The sequence below is a fragment of the Streptomyces sp. NPDC034084 genome (assembly GCF_055575535.1).
On record NZ_JBVISK010000005.1, the window covers coordinates 197,449 to 216,271 of the forward strand.

At 71.5% G+C, this 18,823-nt stretch carries 13 protein-coding genes and 1 pseudogene; 7 read left to right on the forward strand and 7 right to left on the reverse strand.

All coding sequences use genetic code 11. The features are described 5' to 3' along the window. Window positions 1–142 precede the first annotated feature (142 nt). The gene (locus tag ACZ51I_RS19390; RefSeq protein ID WP_468877223.1) at window positions 143–352 is read right to left on the reverse strand and encodes an ADP-ribosylation factor GTPase-activating family protein; all 210 of its coding nucleotides are present in this window, start codon (window positions 350–352) and stop codon (window positions 143–145) included. Window positions 353–520: 168 nt separating this feature from the next. Here ACZ51I_RS19390 and ACZ51I_RS19395 point away from each other — a divergent pair. Together ACZ51I_RS19395 and ACZ51I_RS19400 are read left to right on the forward strand one after the other, a co-directional pair. After that, window positions 521–745: pseudogene (locus tag ACZ51I_RS19395) on the forward strand (NAD(P)-dependent oxidoreductase); the annotation flags it as partial. 184 nt (window positions 746–929) lie between these two features. Beyond that, a complete protein-coding gene (locus ACZ51I_RS19400) occupies window positions 930–1,793 on the forward strand; it encodes a Cof-type HAD-IIB family hydrolase (RefSeq protein ID WP_468877227.1) in 864 nt (287 codons plus the stop codon). A gap of 2 nt (window positions 1,794–1,795) precedes the next feature. On the opposite strand, the gene ACZ51I_RS19405 is transcribed toward ACZ51I_RS19400, so the two are convergent. From ACZ51I_RS19405 to ACZ51I_RS19420, 4 genes are read right to left on the reverse strand one after another with little or no spacing between them, the layout of a single operon-like run. After that, window positions 1,796–3,541: a GAF domain-containing sensor histidine kinase gene (locus ACZ51I_RS19405; RefSeq protein WP_468877230.1), complete on the reverse strand. Its 1,746-nt coding sequence runs from the start codon at window positions 3,539–3,541 to the stop codon at window positions 1,796–1,798. A gap of 20 nt (window positions 3,542–3,561) precedes the next feature. Continuing rightward, window positions 3,562–7,122: a thiol reductant ABC exporter subunit CydD gene (gene cydD, locus ACZ51I_RS19410; protein WP_468878190.1), complete on the reverse strand. Its 3,561-nt coding sequence runs from the start codon at window positions 7,120–7,122 to the stop codon at window positions 3,562–3,564. Between the two features lie 30 nt (window positions 7,123–7,152). Beyond that, window positions 7,153–8,154 (reverse strand): cytochrome d ubiquinol oxidase subunit II, encoded by a 1,002-nt coding sequence (cydB, locus tag ACZ51I_RS19415; protein WP_468877233.1) that lies wholly within the window; start codon window positions 8,152–8,154, stop codon window positions 7,153–7,155. Between the two features lie 18 nt (window positions 8,155–8,172). Further along, entirely contained in the window at window positions 8,173–9,681 is a 1,509-nt protein-coding gene (locus ACZ51I_RS19420) for a cytochrome ubiquinol oxidase subunit I (RefSeq protein WP_468877235.1), read from the reverse strand. Window positions 9,682–9,883: 202 nt separating this feature from the next. Between ACZ51I_RS19420 and ACZ51I_RS19425 the strand changes: the two genes are divergently transcribed. Beyond that, on the forward strand, window positions 9,884–10,264 hold the full coding sequence (locus tag ACZ51I_RS19425) for a cyclophilin-like fold protein (RefSeq protein ID WP_468877238.1): 381 nt from the start codon (window positions 9,884–9,886) through the stop codon (window positions 10,262–10,264). On the opposite strand, the gene hisC is transcribed toward ACZ51I_RS19425, so the two are convergent. Continuing rightward, on the reverse strand, window positions 10,265–11,359 hold the full coding sequence (gene hisC, locus ACZ51I_RS19430) for a histidinol-phosphate transaminase (protein ID WP_468877240.1): 1,095 nt from the start codon (window positions 11,357–11,359) through the stop codon (window positions 10,265–10,267). Between the two features lie 391 nt (window positions 11,360–11,750). Between hisC and ACZ51I_RS19435 the strand changes: the two genes are divergently transcribed. The 3 genes from ACZ51I_RS19435 to ACZ51I_RS19445 all read left to right on the forward strand — a co-directional run bounded on the left by ACZ51I_RS19435 (window position 11,751) and on the right by ACZ51I_RS19445 (window position 15,390). Continuing rightward, complete coding sequence (locus ACZ51I_RS19435) at window positions 11,751–12,857, forward strand: LacI family DNA-binding transcriptional regulator (RefSeq protein WP_468877242.1); 1,107 nt, start codon at window positions 11,751–11,753, stop codon at window positions 12,855–12,857. Window positions 12,858–13,143: 286 nt separating this feature from the next. After that, window positions 13,144–14,586, forward strand: a complete 1,443-nt coding sequence (locus ACZ51I_RS19440) for a metallophosphoesterase (protein WP_468877245.1) — start codon at window positions 13,144–13,146, stop codon at window positions 14,584–14,586. 165 nt (window positions 14,587–14,751) lie between these two features. Further along, window positions 14,752–15,390, forward strand: coding sequence for a hypothetical protein (locus ACZ51I_RS19445; protein ID WP_468877248.1), 639 nt, complete (start codon window positions 14,752–14,754; stop codon window positions 15,388–15,390). A gap of 19 nt (window positions 15,391–15,409) precedes the next feature. Here the strand turns inward: ACZ51I_RS19445 and thiC are convergent, their stop codons facing one another. Continuing rightward, complete coding sequence (thiC, locus tag ACZ51I_RS19450) at window positions 15,410–17,194, reverse strand: phosphomethylpyrimidine synthase ThiC (protein WP_468877250.1); 1,785 nt, start codon at window positions 17,192–17,194, stop codon at window positions 15,410–15,412. A gap of 199 nt (window positions 17,195–17,393) precedes the next feature. Between thiC and ACZ51I_RS19455 the strand changes: the two genes are divergently transcribed. Next, complete coding sequence (locus ACZ51I_RS19455) at window positions 17,394–18,716, forward strand: YibE/F family protein (protein WP_468877253.1); 1,323 nt, start codon at window positions 17,394–17,396, stop codon at window positions 18,714–18,716. Window positions 18,717–18,823 lie beyond the last annotated feature (107 nt).

Consider the following 18,823-nt stretch of genomic DNA (forward strand, 5'->3'; position numbering starts at 1 on the left):
GCACGGAACGGGACGCGGGGCGCCCCGGGCTGCCCCTACCGAACGCCGGACGGCATCGAAGACAGAGTCTTCGGTGCCGTTTCGTCGTACGCGGGGTCTTCGATGCCGTCTCGTCGTGCGCGGCACCTTCCGCAGGGGCCGTTCAGGCCGTCCGCGGCTCGTGGCTCCGCCACAGGGCGAGCAGGACCGGGGAGTCGGCCAGGACGTCGCCCACCAGCACCGGATCCCGCGAGGGGTGCGCCGCTCCGGCCCGCTCGCACTCCGCGCAGAGGGCCATGCCGAGGCTCGCGACCCACGTCCCGTACGGCGCACCACAGGAGTCGCACTCCGCGCCTCTCCGGCCCGCGACCATGCCACGCCCTCCCTGAAGACGCCGTCAGCTCCCAGGGGTCTTCCCCGTCACGTCGAAAACGAACGGGTGTTTACGGCCACGTCCTGGCGCACACCGGAGTGCGCCGATTCCGCGCCGACTCCGCGTCGGCGCCGCGCGGTTCCTCGCTCAGCCCGGACGCTTGGGCAGATGGCGGTAGCCCGGGTGCACCCCCGGGGGGCCCTGCTGTCCCGCCCGGGTCCCCGTCGAGGACCCGGGGACCGGGCTGACCGCCTCCCCGGCGACGCGCTCGTCCCCGAGACCTGGCGGGAGGCGGTCGCCGGCCACGACGCCGTCCTCTCCTGCCTCGGCAGCACCGACCGCAAGCGCCCCACGACCGTCCACTCGCAGGGCACGCGGAACATCGTCGAGGCCATGCGCGCCTCCGGCGTCGGCCGGCTGCTCTGCCTCTCGTCCGCGGGCTCGGAGACCACCCCGGAGGTGCCGCTGCCGCAGCGGCTCCCGCGCGATCCCTCACACACATCCACCCGTGCGATCCCGCGTACTCATATGTGCGGCTCCTCGCACGCCCGTGCGTCCGGTACGGAAGAATGGTGCGGTGACCTCTCCCCGTTCCCCGCGCCCTTCCGCCCCGGTGGCCCGGCTGATCGCCACCGACCTCGACGGCACGCTGCTGCGCGACGACAAGTCCGTCTCCGAGCGCACCGTCGCCGCCCTCGCGGCCGCCGAGCAGGCCGGCATCGAGGTCTTCTTCGTCACCGGCCGCCCGGCCCGCTGGATGGACGTCGTCAGCGACCACGTCCACGGGCACGGCCTGGCGATCTGCGCCAACGGCGCGGCCGTCGTCGACCTCCACTCGGGAGGCACCTTCCTGGAGGTCCGCCCGCTGGAGCGGCCGGTCGCGCTCGACGTGGTCCGCGCCCTGCGCGCCGCCGCGCCGGGGACGTCCTTCGCCGTCGAGCTCACCACCGGCATCCACTACGAACCGCACTACCCGCCCTTCTTCCTCGACCCCGGCGCCACCGTCGCCACCGCCGAGAAGCTCCTCTTCGAAGAGGAGCCCGGCTCGGCCGCCCCGGTGCTCAAGCTGCTCGCCCAGCATTCCGAGCTCGACCCCGACGTGTTCCTCGCGCTCGCGAGGGACGCGGCGGGCGACCTGGCGGCCTTCACCCGGTCCAGCCCGACCGCCCTCATCGAGATCAGCGCGCTCGGCGTCTCCAAGGCCTCCACCCTGGCCCTGTGCTGTGCCGAGCGCGGCATCGCGGCCGAGGAGGTCGTCGCCTTCGGCGACATGCCGAACGACATCGAGATGCTGAGCTGGGCCGGCCGCTCGTACGCCATGGGCAACGCCCACCCGGACGTCATCACGGCCGCCTCGGGCCGGACGACCGGCAACAACGAGGACGGGGTGGCCGTCGTCATCGAACGCCTCGTCGCCGACGCCCTGGCAGCCCGGCCCTGAGGTCAGAGCGGCGCCTCCCACACCACCGTCGTCCCGCCGCCGTCCTCGCCCAGGCCCGGCCCGCACCAGCTCGCGCCGCCCAGTGACTCGGCCCGGCGGGCCAGATTGCGCAGGCCGCTCCGCCGCCCGCCCGCCGGAATCCCGATGCCGTCGTCGGCGACCGAGAGGCGGACCCCGGCGGAGCCGTCGGGCAGGGTGACGCCGGCGTCGACGACCACCTCGATACGACCCGCCTCCGCGTGCCGGAACGCGTTGGAGAGCGCCTCGCGCAGGGCGGCGATGAGGTTCTTGCCGGTGAGTTCGCCGACCGTCGAGTCGATCGCGCCGAGGAAGCGGTGTGCGGGCTTGAAGCCGAGCGGGACGGCCGCCATGTTGATCTCCCGCAGGACGCGGGTCCGCAGCCCCGACGGCGCCTCGGCGGGGCCCTGCTGGAGCGCGAAGATCGCCGTACGGATCTCCTGGATGGTCACGTCCAGCTCGTCCACTGCCTTGCCCACGCCCTCGCGCACGGCCGGCACGATCGACCTCCGCTGGGCGCTCTCCAGCATCATGCCGGTGGCGAAGAGCCGCTGGATGACCAGGTCGTGCAGGTCGCGGGCGATCCGGTCACGGTCCTCGAAGACGGCGAGACGCTCCCGGTCGCGCTGCGCGTCGGCCATCATCAGGGCCAGGGCGGCCTGCGAGGCGAACTGGGTGGCGAGCGTCCGCTCCGCCTCCGTGAACTGCCGGCCACCGCGCACCCGGGGCGTGGCGAGCGCGCCGAGGACCCGTCCGCCGCTCTGCAGCGGAAGGATCATGCTCGGCCCGTACGAGGAGGTCAGCCGGCTGGACGTGCGCGGGTCGATCGAGGCGTCGGCCACGAAGACCGCCTCGCCCTCCAGGAGCTCCTTCACGAGCGCGCTCTCGGGCGGGATCACCATGCCGAGGGACTTCGTGGGCCGGGGCGAGGACACGGCGACGATCTCCAGGCCGCCGTCCTCCGCGGGCAGCAGCACGATCCCGGCGTCCGCGTCGGCGAGCCGGCGGGCCTGTTCGGCGACGACCGTGAGGGCGTCGTCCGCGTCGCCGCCGGAGAGCAGCGCGGTGGTGACGGCGACCGAGCCGTCGATCCACCGCTCGCGCTGCCGGGCCGCCTCGTACAGGCGGGCGTTGCCGATCGCGATACCCGCCTCGGTGGCGAGGACCCGGACCATGTGCACGTCGTACTCGTTGAACTCGCCCCCGCCGTGTTTCTCCGCGAGGTAGAGGTTGCCGAAGACCTCGCCCTGGACCCGGATGGGGACGCCGAGGAAGGTCCGCATCGGTGGGTGTCCGGGCGGGAAGCCCGCCGCGCGCGGGTCGGTGGACAGATCGGTGAGGCGGATGGTCTGCGGGTCGCGGATCAGCGCGCCGAGGAGCCCCGCGTGGCCGTCGGGGCGGCGGCCGATCCGACGGGCCACGTCCTCGCCGACGCCGAAGGTGACGAAGTCGGAGAGGCCCTCGCGGTCCTGGTCGACGACGCCGATCGCGGCGTAGCGGGCGTCGGCGAGTTCGGCGGCGGTCTCGCAGATCCGGTCGAGGGTGGAGTGCAGCTCCAGACCGGTGCCGACCGAGCGCATGGCCTCCAGGAGCTGCGGGACGCGGGCGGTGAGCTCCGTGGACAGCCCCTGGAGGCTCCGGGTCGCCCGGGTGGCGGCTTCCAGGGGATCCTCCGAGGGGTCGGGTGCGGCTTCCTGAGGGTGTGGAGGGTCGGACGCGGCGGCGGTCATGGACCCGAGCCTAGTAAGTCCTATTTGGCGAGAAAAGTCGGCCGATCGCCGGCGGTGAGGAGCAGATCGGTCGCCCGCTCCTGCTCCAGCATCCGGCGCAGCGGTCCGTCCGCCGCCGCGAGCTCGGCGTACGGGCCGCGCTGCACGGTCCTGCCCTCGTCGAGGACCACCACCTCGTCGACGGCGTCGAGCCCGTGCAGCCGGTGGGTGATGAGGACGGTGGTGCGGCCCTCGGTGGCGCGGAGCAGATCGTCGGTGAGGGCGTCGGCGGTGGCCAGGTCCAGGTGCTCGGCGGGTTCGTCCAGGACGAGGACCGGGAAGTCGGCGAGGAGGACCCGGGCGAGCGCGAGGCGCTGCCGCTGGCCTCCGGAGAGCTGCGAGCCGTGCTCGCCCACGAGCGTGTCGAGTCCGGCGGGCAGCCCGTCGACCCAGTCGAGCAGCCGGGCCCGGCGCAACGCCTCCCGCAGCTCGTCGTCGTCCGCCCCGACCTTGGCGAGCCGCAGGTTCTCGCGGACGGAGCTGTCGAAGAGGTGGGCGTCCTGGGCGCAGAGGCCGACGAGCCGCCGGACCGCGTCGCCGTCGAGCTCCCGGGCCGGTACGCCGCCGATCCGGTACGTGCCCCGCTCCACGTCCAGGAACCGCAGCAGCACCTGGGCGAGCGTGGTCTTGCCGGAGCCGGAGACGCCGACGACCGCGACCCGCCGCCCGGCCTCCAGGGTGAGCCCGAAGCCGTCGAGCGCGAGCCGCTCCTGCCCGGCGTGCCGGGCCGAGAGCCCGGCCAGCTCCAGCGGGAACGGGTCCGCCGGGGGAGCTGCGGGCGTCCGAGGTTCGTGTACGGGGACGGGCGCGTCGAGCACCTCGAAGACCCGCTCGGCGCTGCGCTTGACGCGCTGGCGGTACTGGACGGCGAGGGGCAGGCCGGTGACGGCCTCGAAGGCGGCGAGCGGCGTCAGGACGACCACGGCGAGGGCGACCCCGTCGAGCCGCCCGTCCCGTACGGCCTGGATGCCGGCGAGCGCGGCGGCCACGACGGTCAGGCCGCACACCAGGGCCGAGAGCCCGGCGCCGAGCGCGGCGGCGGCTGCCTGCCGGGAGGCGATGGAAGTGAGGGTGCGGTCGGCGTCCCGGGTCCGCTCGATCCGGCCCCGGAGCGCTCCGGCGACGGTCAGTTCGGCGCAGCCGCGCAGCAGATCGGCCACGGCGGTCGCCAGGGCGCCGCGTGCGGGGGCGAGGCGCCGCTCGGCCCGGCGGGCGAGTGCCCCGCCGGCGGCCGGCACGGCGATCCCCGCGAGCAGCAGGCCCACGGCGAGGACGGCACCGGCCTCGGGCAGCAGCCAGGCGGTGAAACCGGCCGACGCGGCACCCACGAGGAGGGCGGCGCCCACCGGGAGCAGCCAGCGCAGCCAGTAGTCCTGGAGCGCGTCGACGTCCTGGACGAGCCGCGCGAGGAGGTCGCCGCGGTGGGTGCGGCGCAGTCCGGCCGGGGCGATCCGCTCCAGGCGCCGGTAGACGGAGACCCGCAGGTCGGCGAGCATCCGCAGGACGGCGTCGTGCGAGACGAGCCGCTCGGCGTACCGGAAGACGGCCCGGCCGATGCCGAAGGCGCGCGTGGCGGTGACGGCCACCATCAGGTGGAGCACGGGCGGCTGTTCGGAGGCGCGCGAGATGAGCCAGCCGGACACGGCCATGAGCCCGACGGCGGACCCGAGGGCGAGGCTCCCGAGCAACAGCGCGAGCGCCATCCGCCCCTTGAGGTCCCCGGCCATGCCGCGCACCCGCCGCAGGACCGGCCCACGGGCGGTGGGCATCGGCTCCGGCCGGGTGGTGAGCGCGCTTTCCGCCAGGGGCGAGGGGCTGGGCGAGAGCTCGGAGGAGGGCGGGCTCGACACCTCGACGGACCCGGCACCTCCCGCCGCACCCGCACCCCGGGGGCCCGTGACCGGCACGGCACCGCCCACCGTCACCACCCGGTCCGCCACGGCGAGCAGCGCCGGCCGGTGCACGACCAGCAGTACGGTCCGCCCCGCGGCGAGGCGGCGAACCGCGTCGACCACCCCCGCCTCCGTCGAACCGTCAAGCGCCGCCGTCGGCTCGTCGAGCAGCAGCAGCGGCCGGTCCGCGAGGAACGCCCGGGCGAGCGCGAGTCGCTGCCGCTGGCCCGCCGAGAGCCCCGCGCCGTCCTCGCCGAGCGGGGTGCCGAGTCCCTGGGGCAGCCCCGTGACGAAGCCGTCCGCCCCCGCCGCCCGCAGCGCGTCCCGTACCTCCTCGTCCGAGGCGTCCGGACGCGCCAGCCGTACGTTCTCGGCGACCGTTCCCGCGAAGAGGTACGGGCGCTGCGGGACCCAGGCGATCCGGGACCGCCACTCCTCCAGGTCGAGTGTCGCCAGATCGACGCCCCCGACCCGTACCGAACCGCCCTCCTCCGGCACCGCGAACCCGAGGACGACGTCGAGCAGGGTCGACTTCCCGACCCCGCTCGGCCCGACCAGGGCCACCGTCTCGCCCGGCTCGACCACCAGCGTCGCCGCGTCGAGCGAGGGTTCGGCACGCCCCGCGTGACGTACGGTCACGCCGTCGAGCTCAAGCCGTACGGACTCCGGCACGGCCACCGTGCCCGCGTCCCGTACCGGCTGCTCCAGGACGTCGAAGATCTCCTCCGCCGCCGCGAGCCCCTCCGCCGCCGCGTGGTACTGCGCCCCCACCTGCCGCAGCGGAAGGTACGCCTCGGGCGCCAGGATCAGGATGACGAGCCCGGTGTACAGGTCGAGCTCGCCGTGGACGAGACGCATGCCGATGGTCACGGCGACGAGCGCCACCGACAGGGTCGCGAGCAGCTCCAGGGCGAAGGAGGAGAGGAAGGCGATCCGCAGTGTGCGCATCGTCGCCTGGCGGTACTCCGAGGTGATCGCGCGGATCGACTCGGCCTGGGCCTTCGCCCGGCCGAAGATCTTGAGGGTGGGCAGGCCGGCCACCACGTCCAGGAAGTGGCCGGAGAGCCGCGAGAGCAGCTTCCACTGCCGGTCCATCCGGGCCTGGGTGTACCAGCCGATGAGGATCATGAAGACCGGGATGAGCGGCAGCGTGACCACGATGATCGCCGCCGAGACCCAGTCCTCGGTGACGATCCGGGCCAGGACCGCCACCGGCACGACCACCGCGAGACCCAGCTGCGGCAGATAACGGGCGAAGTAGTCGTCGAGGGCGTCGACGCCCCGCGTGGCGAGGGCGATCAGCGAACCGGCCTTCTGGCCGCTGAGCCACCCGGGGCCGAGTGCGGCCGCGCGGCCGAGGAGCCGGCCGCGGAGTTCGGACTTGACCGCCGCGCTCGCCCGGTGGGCGGCGAGCTCGGTCAGCCAGGAGACCAGACCCCGGGCCACCGCGACTGCGGCGAGCAGCACCACGGGGGTGGTCAGGTCGAAAACCGACTGGGCCTTCTGGAAGGCCCCCACCACGATCTCGGCGATGAGCATCGCCTGGGCGATGACGAGCACCGCCCCGACGAGGCCCAGCACGACCACCGCGGCCAGGAAGAGACGGGTGGCCCTGGCGTACCGGAGGAGGCGTGGATCGATCGGTTTCACGTGAAACATGCCCTCTCGTGAGCGTGGGCCTCAGTGAGCGTCGGCGATGTGCTGGGTACCGATGCGCTTGCGGAACACCCAGTAGGTCCAGCTCTGGTAGAGCAGCACCAGCGGGGTCGCGATCGCCGCGCACCAGGTCATGATCTTGAGCGTGTACGGGCTCGACGACGCGTTCGTCACGGTAAGGCTCCACTCCGGGTTGAGCGAAGACGGCATGACGTCCGGGAAGAGGGCGAGGAAGAGCATCGCCACCGCGGCGGCGATCGTCACGCCCGAGAGCGCGAACGACCAGCCCTCCCGCCCCGCCTTGATGGTGGCGATGGCGCCGAGGAGCGCCACCACGGCCACCAGCATCGCCGCGAGGCTCCAGCTGTCTCCGGTATGGACCTGGGTCCACATCAGGAAGCCGAGCGCGAGCACGGCCGCGACCAGACCCAGCTTGAGCGCGAGCGCCCGCGCCCGCTCCCGGATGTCCCCGACCGTCTTGAGAGAGGTGAAGACGGCGCCATGGAATGTGAAGAGGGTGAGCGTGACCAGGCCGCCGAGAAGCGCGTACGGGTTGAGCAGGTCCAGGAGGGTGCCGGCGTACTCCATGTCGCCGTCGATCTTCACGCCCCGGACGATGTTGCCGAAGGCCACGCCCCAGAGGAACGCGGGGATCAGCGAGGTCCAGAAGATGGCCTTCTCCCAGTTGCGCTGCCAGTTCTCCTCGGGCCGCTTCACCCGGTACTCGAAGGCGACGCCCCGGATGATCAGGCAGACCAGGATGATCAGCAGCGGCAGGTAGAAGCCGGAGAACAGCGTCGCGTACCACTCGGGGAACGCGGCGAAGGTCGCGCCGCCGGCGGTGAGCAGCCACACCTCGTTGCCGTCCCAGACGGGTCCGATGGTGTTGATGAGGACCCGCTTCTCGGGCCGGTCGCGGGCGAGCAGCTTGGTCAGGATCCCGACCCCGAAGTCGAAGCCTTCGAGGAAGAAGTAGCCGATCCAGAGGACCGCGATGAGTACGAACCAGACGTCGTGGAGTTCCATGCCTCGATCTCCTGAGCCTCAGTACGAGAAGGCCATGGGGCGGTCGGGGTCACGAGTGTCCCCGCCGATCCTGGTGGGCGGGTTGAGGTCGTCCTCGGTGAGCTCCGGCGGGCCGGCCTTGATGTACTTCACGAGGAGCTTGACCTCGATCACGGCGAGGACGGCGTAGAGCGCCGTGAAGACGATCATCGAGGTGAGCACCTCGCCCGTGGTGGTGCCGGGAGAGACCGCGTCCCGGGTGCGCAGCACGCCGTAGACGACCCAGGGCTGGCGGCCCATCTCGGTGAAGATCCAGCCCCAGGAGTTGGCGATCAGCGGGAACGCCATCGTCCAGAGGGCGACGATCCAGTACCACGTGGCCAGGCGGGGGCTGAGCGCCTTCCGCTTGAACAGGACCAGGTTCGGCACCTCGTCCTCACCGGTCCGCAGGCCGGGTGCCAGCATGAACTTCTTCCGGGTCAGCCAGAGACCGAGCATGCCGATGCCCAGCGAGGCCATGCCGAAGCCGATCATCCAGCGGAAGCCCCAGTAGGCGACGGGGATGTTGGGCCGGTAGTCGCCGGGCCCGAACTTCTCCTGCTCGGCCTTGTTCACGTCGTTGATGCCCGGGACGTACGAGCTGAAGTCGTCGTTCGCGAGGAAGGACAGCAGGCCGGGGACCTCGATGGCGACCTTGTTGTGGCCCTTCTCGACGTCGCCGTAGGCGAAGATCGAGAAGGGTGCGGGCGCCTCGCCGTCCCAGAGCGCCTCGGCGGCGGCCATCTTCATCGGCTGCTGCTTGAACATGACCTTGCCGAGCAGGTCGCCGCTGATGGCGGTGCCGAGACCGGCGATGATCAGCGTGACCAGGCCGAGCCGCAGCGAGGTCCGCATGATCGGGATGTGCTTCTTGCGGGCCAGGTGGAAGGCGGAGATGCCCACCATGAACGCGCCGCCGACCAGGAACGCCGCCGTCATCGTGTGGAAGAACTGGGTGAGGGCGGTGTTCTGGGTGAGCACCTGCCAGAAGTCGGTGAGCTCCGCGCGGCCGCGCTCCTCGTTGATGCGGTAGCCCACGGGGTGCTGCATCCAGGAGTTGGCCGCCAGGATGAAGTACGCGGAGAGGATGGTGCCGATCGACACCATCCAGATGCAGGCGAGGTGGATCTTCTTCGGCAGCTTGTCCCAGCCGAAGATCCACAGACCGATGAAGGTCGACTCGAAGAAGAAGGCGATGAGCGCCTCGAAGGCGAGCGGGGCACCGAAGATGTCACCGACGAAGCGCGAGTAGTCGGACCAGTTCATACCGAACTGGAACTCCTGCACGATTCCGGTGACCACGCCCATGGCGATGTTGATCAGGAAGAGCTTGCCCCAGAACTTCGTCGCCCTGAGGTACTTCTCGTTCTCCGTCCGCACCCAGGCGGTCTGGAGTCCGGCGGTGAGCGCGGCGAGGGAGATCGTCAGGGGGACGAACAGGAAGTGGTAGACGGTCGTTATGCCGAACTGCCAGCGCGCCAGAGTCTCCGGCGCCAGAGCCAGGTCCACGTCGTTTCTCCTTACATCGCCGAGGTCCGGTCGGCAGCTGGCCCTCCTTATCACCCCATAGGGGGACAAGAAGGACGCGCTTGTGAACGCGTTCACATTCACAAGCATTATGGCTCATACGAAATCCGTACCGTCAACCGGGGGCCCCTCCATCGAAGGCCACCCCTTCCCAGGACCTTCAACATATTGTTGAATCCGGGGCATGACTCTTCGGATACGCATCAGCTGGCCGGCCGGGCACACCACGGCCACCCTTGAGGAGACCCCCACGAGCAAGTCGCTCGCGGGAGCCCTCCCGCTCTCCTCCACCGCCCGGACCTGGGGCGAGGAGGTCTACTTCGACACACCGGTCTCCGCCGCCGTCGAGGACGACGCACGCCAGGTCGTCGAGCCCGGCACCGTGGCCTTCTGGACGGAGGGCGACGCACTCGCCCTCCCCTACGGCCCGACCCCGATCTCACGGGGTGACGAGTGCCGGCTCGCGAGCCCGTGCAACCTGCTGGGCGGGCTCGACGGCGACCCGCGGATCCTGGCGAGCGTCAGGGACGGCGACCCGATCCGCGTGGAACTCGTCTCGGACTGATCAGCCCTTGCGGAAGCCCTCCGCCGCCTTCAGGAACAGGTCGTTCGCCTCGCACTCACCGATCGTGACGCGCACGCCCTCGCCCGCGAACGGCCGCACCACCACGCCGTGCCGCTCGCACTCCGCCGCGAAGTCCATGGTCCGCTCGCCGAGCCGCAGCCAGACGAAGTTCGCCTGGGTGTCCGGCACGGTCCAGCCCTGGGCCACTAGCCCCGCATGGACCCGCTCGCGCTCGGCCACCAGCGAGCCGACCCGGCCGAGCAGTTCGTCCTCCGCCCGCAGCGAGGCCACCGCCGCGTCCTGCGCCAGCTGGCTCACCCCGAACGGCACCGCCGTCTTGCGCAGCGCCGCCGCCACCGGCTCGTGGGCGACCGCGAAGCCGACCCGCAGCCCCGCCAGGCCGTACGCCTTGGAGAAGGTGCGCAGCACGGCCACGTTCGGCCGGTCGCGGTAGAGCTCGATGCCGTCCGGGATGTCGGCGTCGCGGACGAACTCCCGGTACGCCTCGTCAAGGACGACCAGGACGTCGGAGGGCACCCGGTCGAGGAAGCGCTCCAGCTCCGCCCGGCGCACCGCCGTGCCCGTGGGGTTGTTGGGGTTGCAGACGAAGATCAGCCGGGTTCGGTCGGTGATCGCCTCGGCCATCGCGTCGAGGTCGTGCACCTCGCCGTCGGTCAGCGGCACCTGCACCGAGGTGGCTCCGCTGATCTGCGTGATGATCGGGTACGCCTCGAAGGAGCGCCAGGCGTAGATCACCTCGTCGCCCGGGCCTGAGGTGGACTGGAGCAGCGACTGCGCCACGCCGACCGAGCCCGTGCCGGTGGCCAGGTGGGAGACGGGCACGCCGAAGCGGTTCGCCAGCTCCTCCATCAGGCCGGTGCAGGCCATGTCCGGGTAGCGGTTGAAGTTCGCGGCGGCGGCGAGCGTGGTCTCCATGACCCCCGGCAGCGGCGGGTACGGGTTCTCGTTGGAGGAGAGCTTGAAGGCCACGGGCCCGCCCGCGGCGGCCGGCTTGCCCGGCTTGTAGGTGGGGACCCCGTCCAGCTCGGCGCGCAGCTTGGGGCTGCCGGTGCTCGTCCCGCTGGTCTCGCTCACAGTGTGGCCTCCTCGACCGTCCGTACCGCCAATACTCCTCACCTTAAGAGGATTCACCCCCGCTGCGAATGGGCTGTGGACAACAGGAGGGACACGCTGTGGATACGGCCCCACTCCCGGTCGTGAAGAGGGGGAGCGCGCGTCCGGGTGGCGTGCGCCGGTGGCGAGCGCCGTGGCGCGCATCCCCCGTAGAGGTGAGTTGAGACCTCTTCGAGACCTCGCCCCCTCGCCAGGCCTAGGGCGTTCGATGGGCCGAGTTCGTACGCCGAACACCCTAACTACCTTGGATTTCCCTCCGGTTGGGGATGTTCGATCATGCAGAAACGTGCCTGTCAACGTCCGCATATGCGACCGCCCCGACCGCCTCTCATCGCCCTACTATCGGCTCGCCATGACAGCAGCAGGGAAGCACCAGGTGAGCCGGGCACAGACCCGGGGAAGCCGGCAGGGCCGAGCAGGCATCCGGGACGTGGCCGCCGCCGCCGGGGTCTCCATCACGACTGTCTCCGACGCGCTCAACGGCAAGGGCCGACTTCCGGACGCCACCCGCCGCCACGTCCGCGAGGTCGCCGACAGGCTGGGCTACCGCCCATCCGCGGCGGCCCGCACGCTCCGTACCGGCAAGTCGGGACTCATCGGCCTGACCGTGACCACGTACGGGGATGAACCTTTCACCTTCACCGAATTCGCGTACTTCGCGGAGATGGCCAGAGCAGCCACATCGGCGGCACTCGCCCGGGGCTACGCCCTGGTCATCCTCCCCGCGACCTCCCGCCATGACGTCTGGTCGAACGTCGCCCTCGACGGCACCGTCGTCATCGACCCCTCCGACCACGACCCGGTCGTCACCGAACTGGTCCGCCAGGGCCTGCCCGTCGTCTCCGACGGACGCCCCGCCGGCACCCTTCCGGTCACCGCCTGGGTCGACAACGACCACGAAGCCGCCGTCCTCGACCTGCTCGACCACCTCGCCGACTCCGGCGCCCGCCGGATCGGTCTCCTCACCGGAACCACCACCGACACGTACACCCGCCTGTCCACCACCGCGTACCTCAAGTGGTGCGAGCGCGTGGGCCAGGACCCCGTCTACGAGGCCTATCCGGCGCACGATCCGTGCGCGGGCGCCGTCGCGGCCGACCGGCTGCTCGCCCGCCCGGACCGGCCCGACGCCGTGTACGGCCTCTTCGACCCCAACGGAACCGACCTCCTCGCGGCCGCCCGCCGCTACGGACTGCGCGTCCCGGACGACCTGCTGCTGGTCTGCTGCAGCGAGTCGACCGTCTACGCCACCACCGAACCACCCATCACGACGCTCTCGCTCAAGCCGCGCCGGATCGGCACGGCCGTCGTCCAGCTCCTCATCGACGCCATCGAAGGGGTCGCCACCGACGGTCCGGTCGAGCAGGTGATACCGACCGAACTCATCGTCCGCACCTCCTCGCAACGGCGTTCGCCGCGCACCACGGTCAGCCCGCCACGGTCACCCGCGAAGGACTGATCCCACGGGCGACGGCGCCCGAACCCGCCGTCATCCGACCCGCCGTCCCCGCCCCTGCCCGTGGGCAGGGGCGGCGAAACCGGTCACCGTACCGGCTTCAACCCTGGACTGGACCTTCTCAATTCGGGCGAAACAACCAGTGAACCCGGAGTGGACCCGGATTCACCACCCCTGGTGCGTCACACAGGAGGACCCTCATTCCTATGATGGGCGGACGACACCGCGGACCACCCCGACCAGGCCGGTCCGCGATGTGCAGGGCATCGCGACGGTGGTGGAGGGGTCGATGACTCAGGGGGCCGGTCAGGAGCCCGTGGTGCGCACGGCGACATTGCGTGACTTCCGCGTACCGCCGTACGCCCGGGTGCCCGTGCAGGGCCACGCCGCCGAACCGCCGTCCCCGGAGGAACCACCGGTGGCTCCGGCGGCCGGTTCCGTACGCGCCGAGGGCGAGGCTCCCACCGAACGGCTGGCTCACGTGCGCCCGGCTGCCGCCGAACGCGAGGCCCCGGCCGAGCACCCGGCGTCCGCCGAGCACCTCCCGCCGGTCGCCCCCTCACCGGTCGAGGCGGTCCCGGTACAGACCCGACCGACGCAGGGCCAGCCGGTGCAGTCCCCGCCCGCCGCACCGTCGGCGGTCACGCCCGCCGCTCCGCCCGCCCCCGCGCCCATGCCCGCCGATCCGACCCTCCACCTGGGTCACCGCCTGGCCCCGGCACCCGCCGCCCCGGCCGGCTCCTCCATCGTCTCCGTCGCCACCGGCCACCCGGGCAACGCCTTCCCCGAGGGCGAGCCCGAGGGGTACACCCCGACCGAGCGCGACCTCCCGGTCATCAACCGCGGCGACACGGTCCAGGTCCCCCTCACCCCCGAAGCGGCCCCCGCCCCGGAGCCCGCGAACGGCGACGGGCCCGGCCCCCTCTACGTCGTCGGCGACGTCCACGGCTACCTCGACGAGCTCCTCGCCGCCCTGCGCGCCCAGGGCCTCATCGACGAGAACGGCGGCTGGGCCGCGGGCAACGCCCGGCTCTGGTTCCTCGGCGACTTCACCGACCGCGGCCCCGACGGCATCGGCGTCATCGACCTCGTCATGCGCCTCTCCGCCGAGGCAGCCGCCGCGGGCGGTTACTGCAAGGCCCTCATGGGCAACCACGAGCTGCTGCTGATCGGCGCCAAGCGCTTCGGCGACACCCCCGTCAACTCCGGCGCGGGCACCGCCACCTTCCAGGCCGCCTGGCTGCTCAACGGCGGCCAGAAGCACGACATGGACCGGCTCCAGGACGTCCACCTCCAGTGGATGTCCCGGCTGGACGCCGTGGTGCGCGAGGACGACCACCTCCTCGTGCACTCCGACACCACCGCGTACCTCGAATACGGTCAAACCATCGAGGACGTCAACGACACGGTCCACGAGATCCTCAACCGGAACGACGCCGACGAGGTCTGGGACGTCTTCCGGAAGTTCACCAAGCGCTTCGCGTTCCGCGACGACGGCGGCCCCCAGGCCGTCCAGGAGCTGCTCTCCACGTACGGCGGCCGCCGGATCGTGCACGGCCACAGCCCCATCCCGTACCTCCTCGGCCAGGTCGGCACGGAGGACGGCGAGGACAGCGCGGGCCCTGTCGTCCACGGACCCCACGTGTACGCCGACGGTCTCGCGATCGCCATGGACGGCGGAGTGACCATGGCCGGAAAGCTACTGGTCGTCCAACTCCCCCTGAACGGCTGACGCATCACACTGCGCATCCGGGAAGGGCGATTTCCGGAAACTCCCTGTCAGGCCGCGGTGTCGCCGCAATACCATCGGGTCCATCCGTAGCAGGCTCTCCTCCGTTTCCGCCCAACCGACCGTTTCCCACGGCTGACCGGGCCTACGGAGCATCGGGGGACGCACATGAACGTGGCTCCGCACCTGATGACCGAGGACCGCGCCGAATACGAGCGGGTCCTCGACGACGCACTGAGCACCGCCCACGCACGTCCGGATCTCGCCGGGGTCGGAACGCGGCTCACGGTCGCGCAGCTGCGCGCCATGACCATGAACGCGACAGCGCTCATCACCAGCGCCGCGGCGAGCGAGTACGACCACTTCGTGAAGGTCCGCGAGCAGACCCGGGCGGCCCACGGGGCCCGGACCCCCCTTCCGTACGACCGGCCGGGTCCCGGCGCGGGCGTCCTCGCGATCTTCAGCGTCATGGTGCCCGTCCTCGCGGGCGCGGCCGCCGTCATCTTCCTGCTGGTCGGAGCGGTTCTGCACGCCCTCGCCCCCGGCATGGTCTTCGGCTCGACGCTCCTCACGGCCGGTCTGGTCTTCGGCACCGTCGCCGCGGCCGGTCTGCTCGCCGCGGCCGTCGGCCTCCTGCTGACCGCCCTGCGCAACAGCCCGGCCGCGGCGGGCGGCACCGCCCCGGCCGACGACGAACTCTCCCTCGCCAGGGAGGCCTGGCGCCGCGCCCTCCTGGAGCGCGGCATCCTCCCCTTCCTCCGCGACGCCCTCGCCGCCACGTCGCCCCCGGACGCGACGAGGCCGTGAGCGGCGAGGGAACGGGGAACTACTCGGCCAGTGGCAGGTAGACGCGGTTGCCGCTCGCCGCGAACTCCTTCGACTTCTCCGCCATGCCCGCCTCGATCTCCTGCTGCGTGCCACCGTGTTCACGCCGGATGTCCTGGGAGATCTTCATCGAGCAGAACTTCGGACCGCACATCGAGCAGAAGTGGGCGGTCTTCGCGGGCTCCGCGGGCAGCGTTTCGTCGTGGAACTCGCGGGCGGTGTCCGGGTCGAGCGCCAGGTTGAACTGGTCCTCCCAGCGGAACTCGAACCGCGCGTCGGAGAGCGCGTCGTCCCACTCCTGCGCGCCCGGGTGGCCCTTGGCGAGGTCCGCGGCGTGTGCCGCGATCTTGTACGTGATGACGCCGGTCTTCACGTCGTCCTTGTTCGGCAGGCCCAGGTGCTCCTTGGGCGTGACGTAGCAGAGCATCGCCGTGCCCCACCAGGCGATCATCGCCGCGCCGATGCCGGAGGTGATGTGGTCGTACGCCGGCGCGACGTCCGTGGTCAGCGGGCCGAGGGTGTAGAACGGCGCCTCCTCGCAGATCTCCTGCTGGAGGTCGATGTTCTCCTTGATCTTGTGCATCGGGACGTGCCCGGGGCCCTCGATCATCGTCTGAACGTTGTGACGCTTGGCGATCGTGTTCAGCTCGCCGAGCGTGCGCAGCTCCGCGAACTGCGCCTCGTCGTTGGCGTCCGCGATCGATCCGGGGCGCAGACCGTCGCCGAGCGAGTACGTGACGTCGTACGCCGCCAGGATCTCGCAGAGCTCCTCGAAGTTCGTGTAGAGGAAGTTCTCCTTGTGGTGCGCGAGGCACCAGGCGGCCATGATCGAGCCGCCGCGCGAGACGATGCCGGTCTTGCGGCGAGCGGTGAGCGGCACGTACGGCAGGAGCACGCCTGCGTGCACCGTCATGTAGTCGACGCCCTGCTCGGCCTGCTCGATGACCGTGTCCTTGTAGATCTCCCAGGTCAGGTCCTCGGCCTTGCCGTCGACCTTCTCCAGGGCCTGGTAGAGCGGCACGGTGCCGATCGGCACGGGGGAGTTGCGCAGCACCCACTCGCGGGTGGTGTGGATATTGCGCCCGGTGGAGAGGTCCATGACCGTGTCGGCGCCCCACTTGGTCGCCCAGGTCATCTTCTCCACCTCCTCCTCGATGGAGGAGGTGACGGCGGAGTTGCCGATGTTGGCGTTGACCTTCACCAGGAACCGCTTGCCGATGATCATCGGCTCGATCTCCGGGTGGTTCACGTTCGCCGGCAGCACGGCGCGGCCCGCGGCGATCTCCTCCCGTACGACCTCGGGGGAGACGTTCTCGCGGATCGCCACGTACTCCATCTCCGGGGTGATCTCCCCCCGGCGGGCGTACGCGAGCTGGGTCACCGCCTCGCCGGTGCGGCCCCGGCGCGGCAGCCGGGGGCGGCCGGGGAAGACGGCGTCGAGGTTCTTCAGCCCACCGCCGCGCGGCGAGGTGTGCTTGATGCCGTCGTCCTCGGGGCGGGCCGGGCGGCCCGCGTACTCCTCGGTGTCGCCGCGCGCGATGATCCAGTTCTCGCGCAGCGGCGGAAGGCCCCGCCGGACGTCGGTGTCGATGGCGGGGTCGGTGTACGGGCCGGACGTGTCGTACAGCGTGACGTCCTTGCCGTTGGTGAGGTGCACCTGCCGCACGGGCACCCGGAGGTCCGGGCGCGAGCCCTGGACGTACCCCTTGTGCCAGCCCGGCGTGCGCTCCTGACCGTCGGTCCGGTTCTGGTCGGAGGCAGGCGTGTGCGCATCCTGAATGGTCATGAGACCGATCTCCCTACGCCGGCATTACCCGGTAACAGGTTCGGCGGTCGGCGCAGCCTCTTCCCGTACGTGCGTACGGTGATCAGCGCCCTCTCAGCCCGGTGCTCCGAGCTCCCGCGTGTGCAAAGGTGCCACCACGCTAGCGTCATCCCTGGCGTGCTGAACAGTGGGCCCCCGCCGTTCTTGCGATGATCGGTCGGTGACTTCCCCCCAGCAGACTCCCGAAACCCATGGCCACGGGCACTCCCACTCCCACAGCCACGGCCCCGCCGCACCGGTCTCGCGGCATCTGCGCAAGGTGATCGCGGCGGTCCTGATCCCGTTCGCCACCGCCGTCGTCGTCGGGCTCGCGGTCCTGTGGCCGGGCGGCACCCCCGCGCACGAGCGCACCGGCGTCGGCTTCGACCGGCAGACCCAGCAGGGTGAGGTCGTCTCCGTCGAGCACGTCGACTGCAAGGACGTGAACGCCGCCCAGGTCCCGCCGACCGGCGACACCTCCACTCCGGAAGGGCGCGAGGCGGTCAACGCCCAGCAGGGACAGTGCGCGAAGGCAACGGTCGAGGTCACCACCGGTCCGGACAAGGGGCGCAGGTTCGTCGAGATCGTTCAGCCGGACGCGCCGCGTCAACTGCACGAGGGGCAGGGCGTGGTGGTGGCGTACGCCCCTGACGCCCCACACGACCTGCAGTATTCGGTGACCGACGTGAACCGGAAGCTGCCTCTGACGGTGCTCGCCGCCATCTTCGCCGTCGCGGTCGTGGTGGTCGGCCGGATGCGCGGTGTCATGGCCCTCGTCGCGCTCGCCGCGAGCTTCCTCGTGCTGACGTTCTTCATCCTGCCCGCGATCCTGGAGGGGTCGAACCCGCTGGTCGTGGCGGTGGTCGGGTCGAGCGCGATCATGCTGCTCGCGCTCTACCTGTGTCACGGTCTGTCGGCCCGCACTTCGGTCGCGGTGCTCGGCACACTCATCTCGCTGCTGCTGATCGGTCTGCTCGGCTCGCTCTTCATCGGCTGGGCCTCGCTCAGCGGCAACACCGACGACAACACCGGCCTGATCCACGGCCTGTACCCGCAGATCGACATGTCCGGTCTGCTGCTCGCCGGGATCATCATCGGATCACTCGGTGTGCTCGACGACGTGACGGTCACCCAGACGTCGGCGGTCTGGGAGCTGCACCAGGCCGATCCGGACATGGGGCCGCGCGGCCTGTACCGGGCCGGGATCCGGATCGGCCGCGACCACATCGCCTCGGTCGTGAACACGCTGGTGCTCGCCTACGCGGGTGCCGCCCTGCCGCTGCTGCTGCTCTTCTCCATCGCCCAGAGCAGCATGGGCACGGTGGCCAACAGCGAGCTGGTCGCCGAGGAGATCGTCCGGACCCTGGTCGGGTCGATCGGCCTGGTGGCGTCCGTTCCGGTCACCACGGCGCTCGCGGCCCTGGTGGTCTCCGCCGACCGCCCGGCGTCCGGGGGCGGCAAGCCGGCGGCGGTACGGGGAGGGCGACGGCGCCGCGCCAAGTGAGGCGTGCGTACGGGGGGACGGGCCGGCCCGGCTCGGGGAGGGTCCGGCTCGTGGAGGTTCAGGTTCGTGGAGGTTCAGGCTGCTGGGTCAGGCGGTCCGGCTCGGGC

Excerpts from the sequence above, each read along its gene's own strand:
- ACZ51I_RS19390 (WP_468877223.1), bottom strand. The coding sequence starts at position 352 with ATGGTCGCGGGCCGGAGAGGCGCGGAGTGCGACTCCTGTGGTGCGCCG.
- ACZ51I_RS19405 (WP_468877230.1), bottom strand. The coding sequence starts at position 3,541 with ATGACCGCCGCCGCGTCCGACCCTCCACACCCTCAGGAAGCCGCACCC.
- cydB (WP_468877233.1), bottom strand. The coding sequence starts at position 8,154 with ATGGAACTCCACGACGTCTGGTTCGTACTCATCGCGGTCCTCTGGATC.
- ACZ51I_RS19425 (WP_468877238.1), top strand. The coding sequence starts at position 9,884 with ATGACTCTTCGGATACGCATCAGCTGGCCGGCCGGGCACACCACGGCC.
- ACZ51I_RS19435 (WP_468877242.1), top strand. The coding sequence starts at position 11,751 with ATGACAGCAGCAGGGAAGCACCAGGTGAGCCGGGCACAGACCCGGGGA.
- ACZ51I_RS19440 (WP_468877245.1), top strand. The coding sequence starts at position 13,144 with ATGACTCAGGGGGCCGGTCAGGAGCCCGTGGTGCGCACGGCGACATTG.
- ACZ51I_RS19445 (WP_468877248.1), top strand. The coding sequence starts at position 14,752 with ATGAACGTGGCTCCGCACCTGATGACCGAGGACCGCGCCGAATACGAG.
- thiC (WP_468877250.1), bottom strand. The coding sequence starts at position 17,194 with ATGACCATTCAGGATGCGCACACGCCTGCCTCCGACCAGAACCGGACC.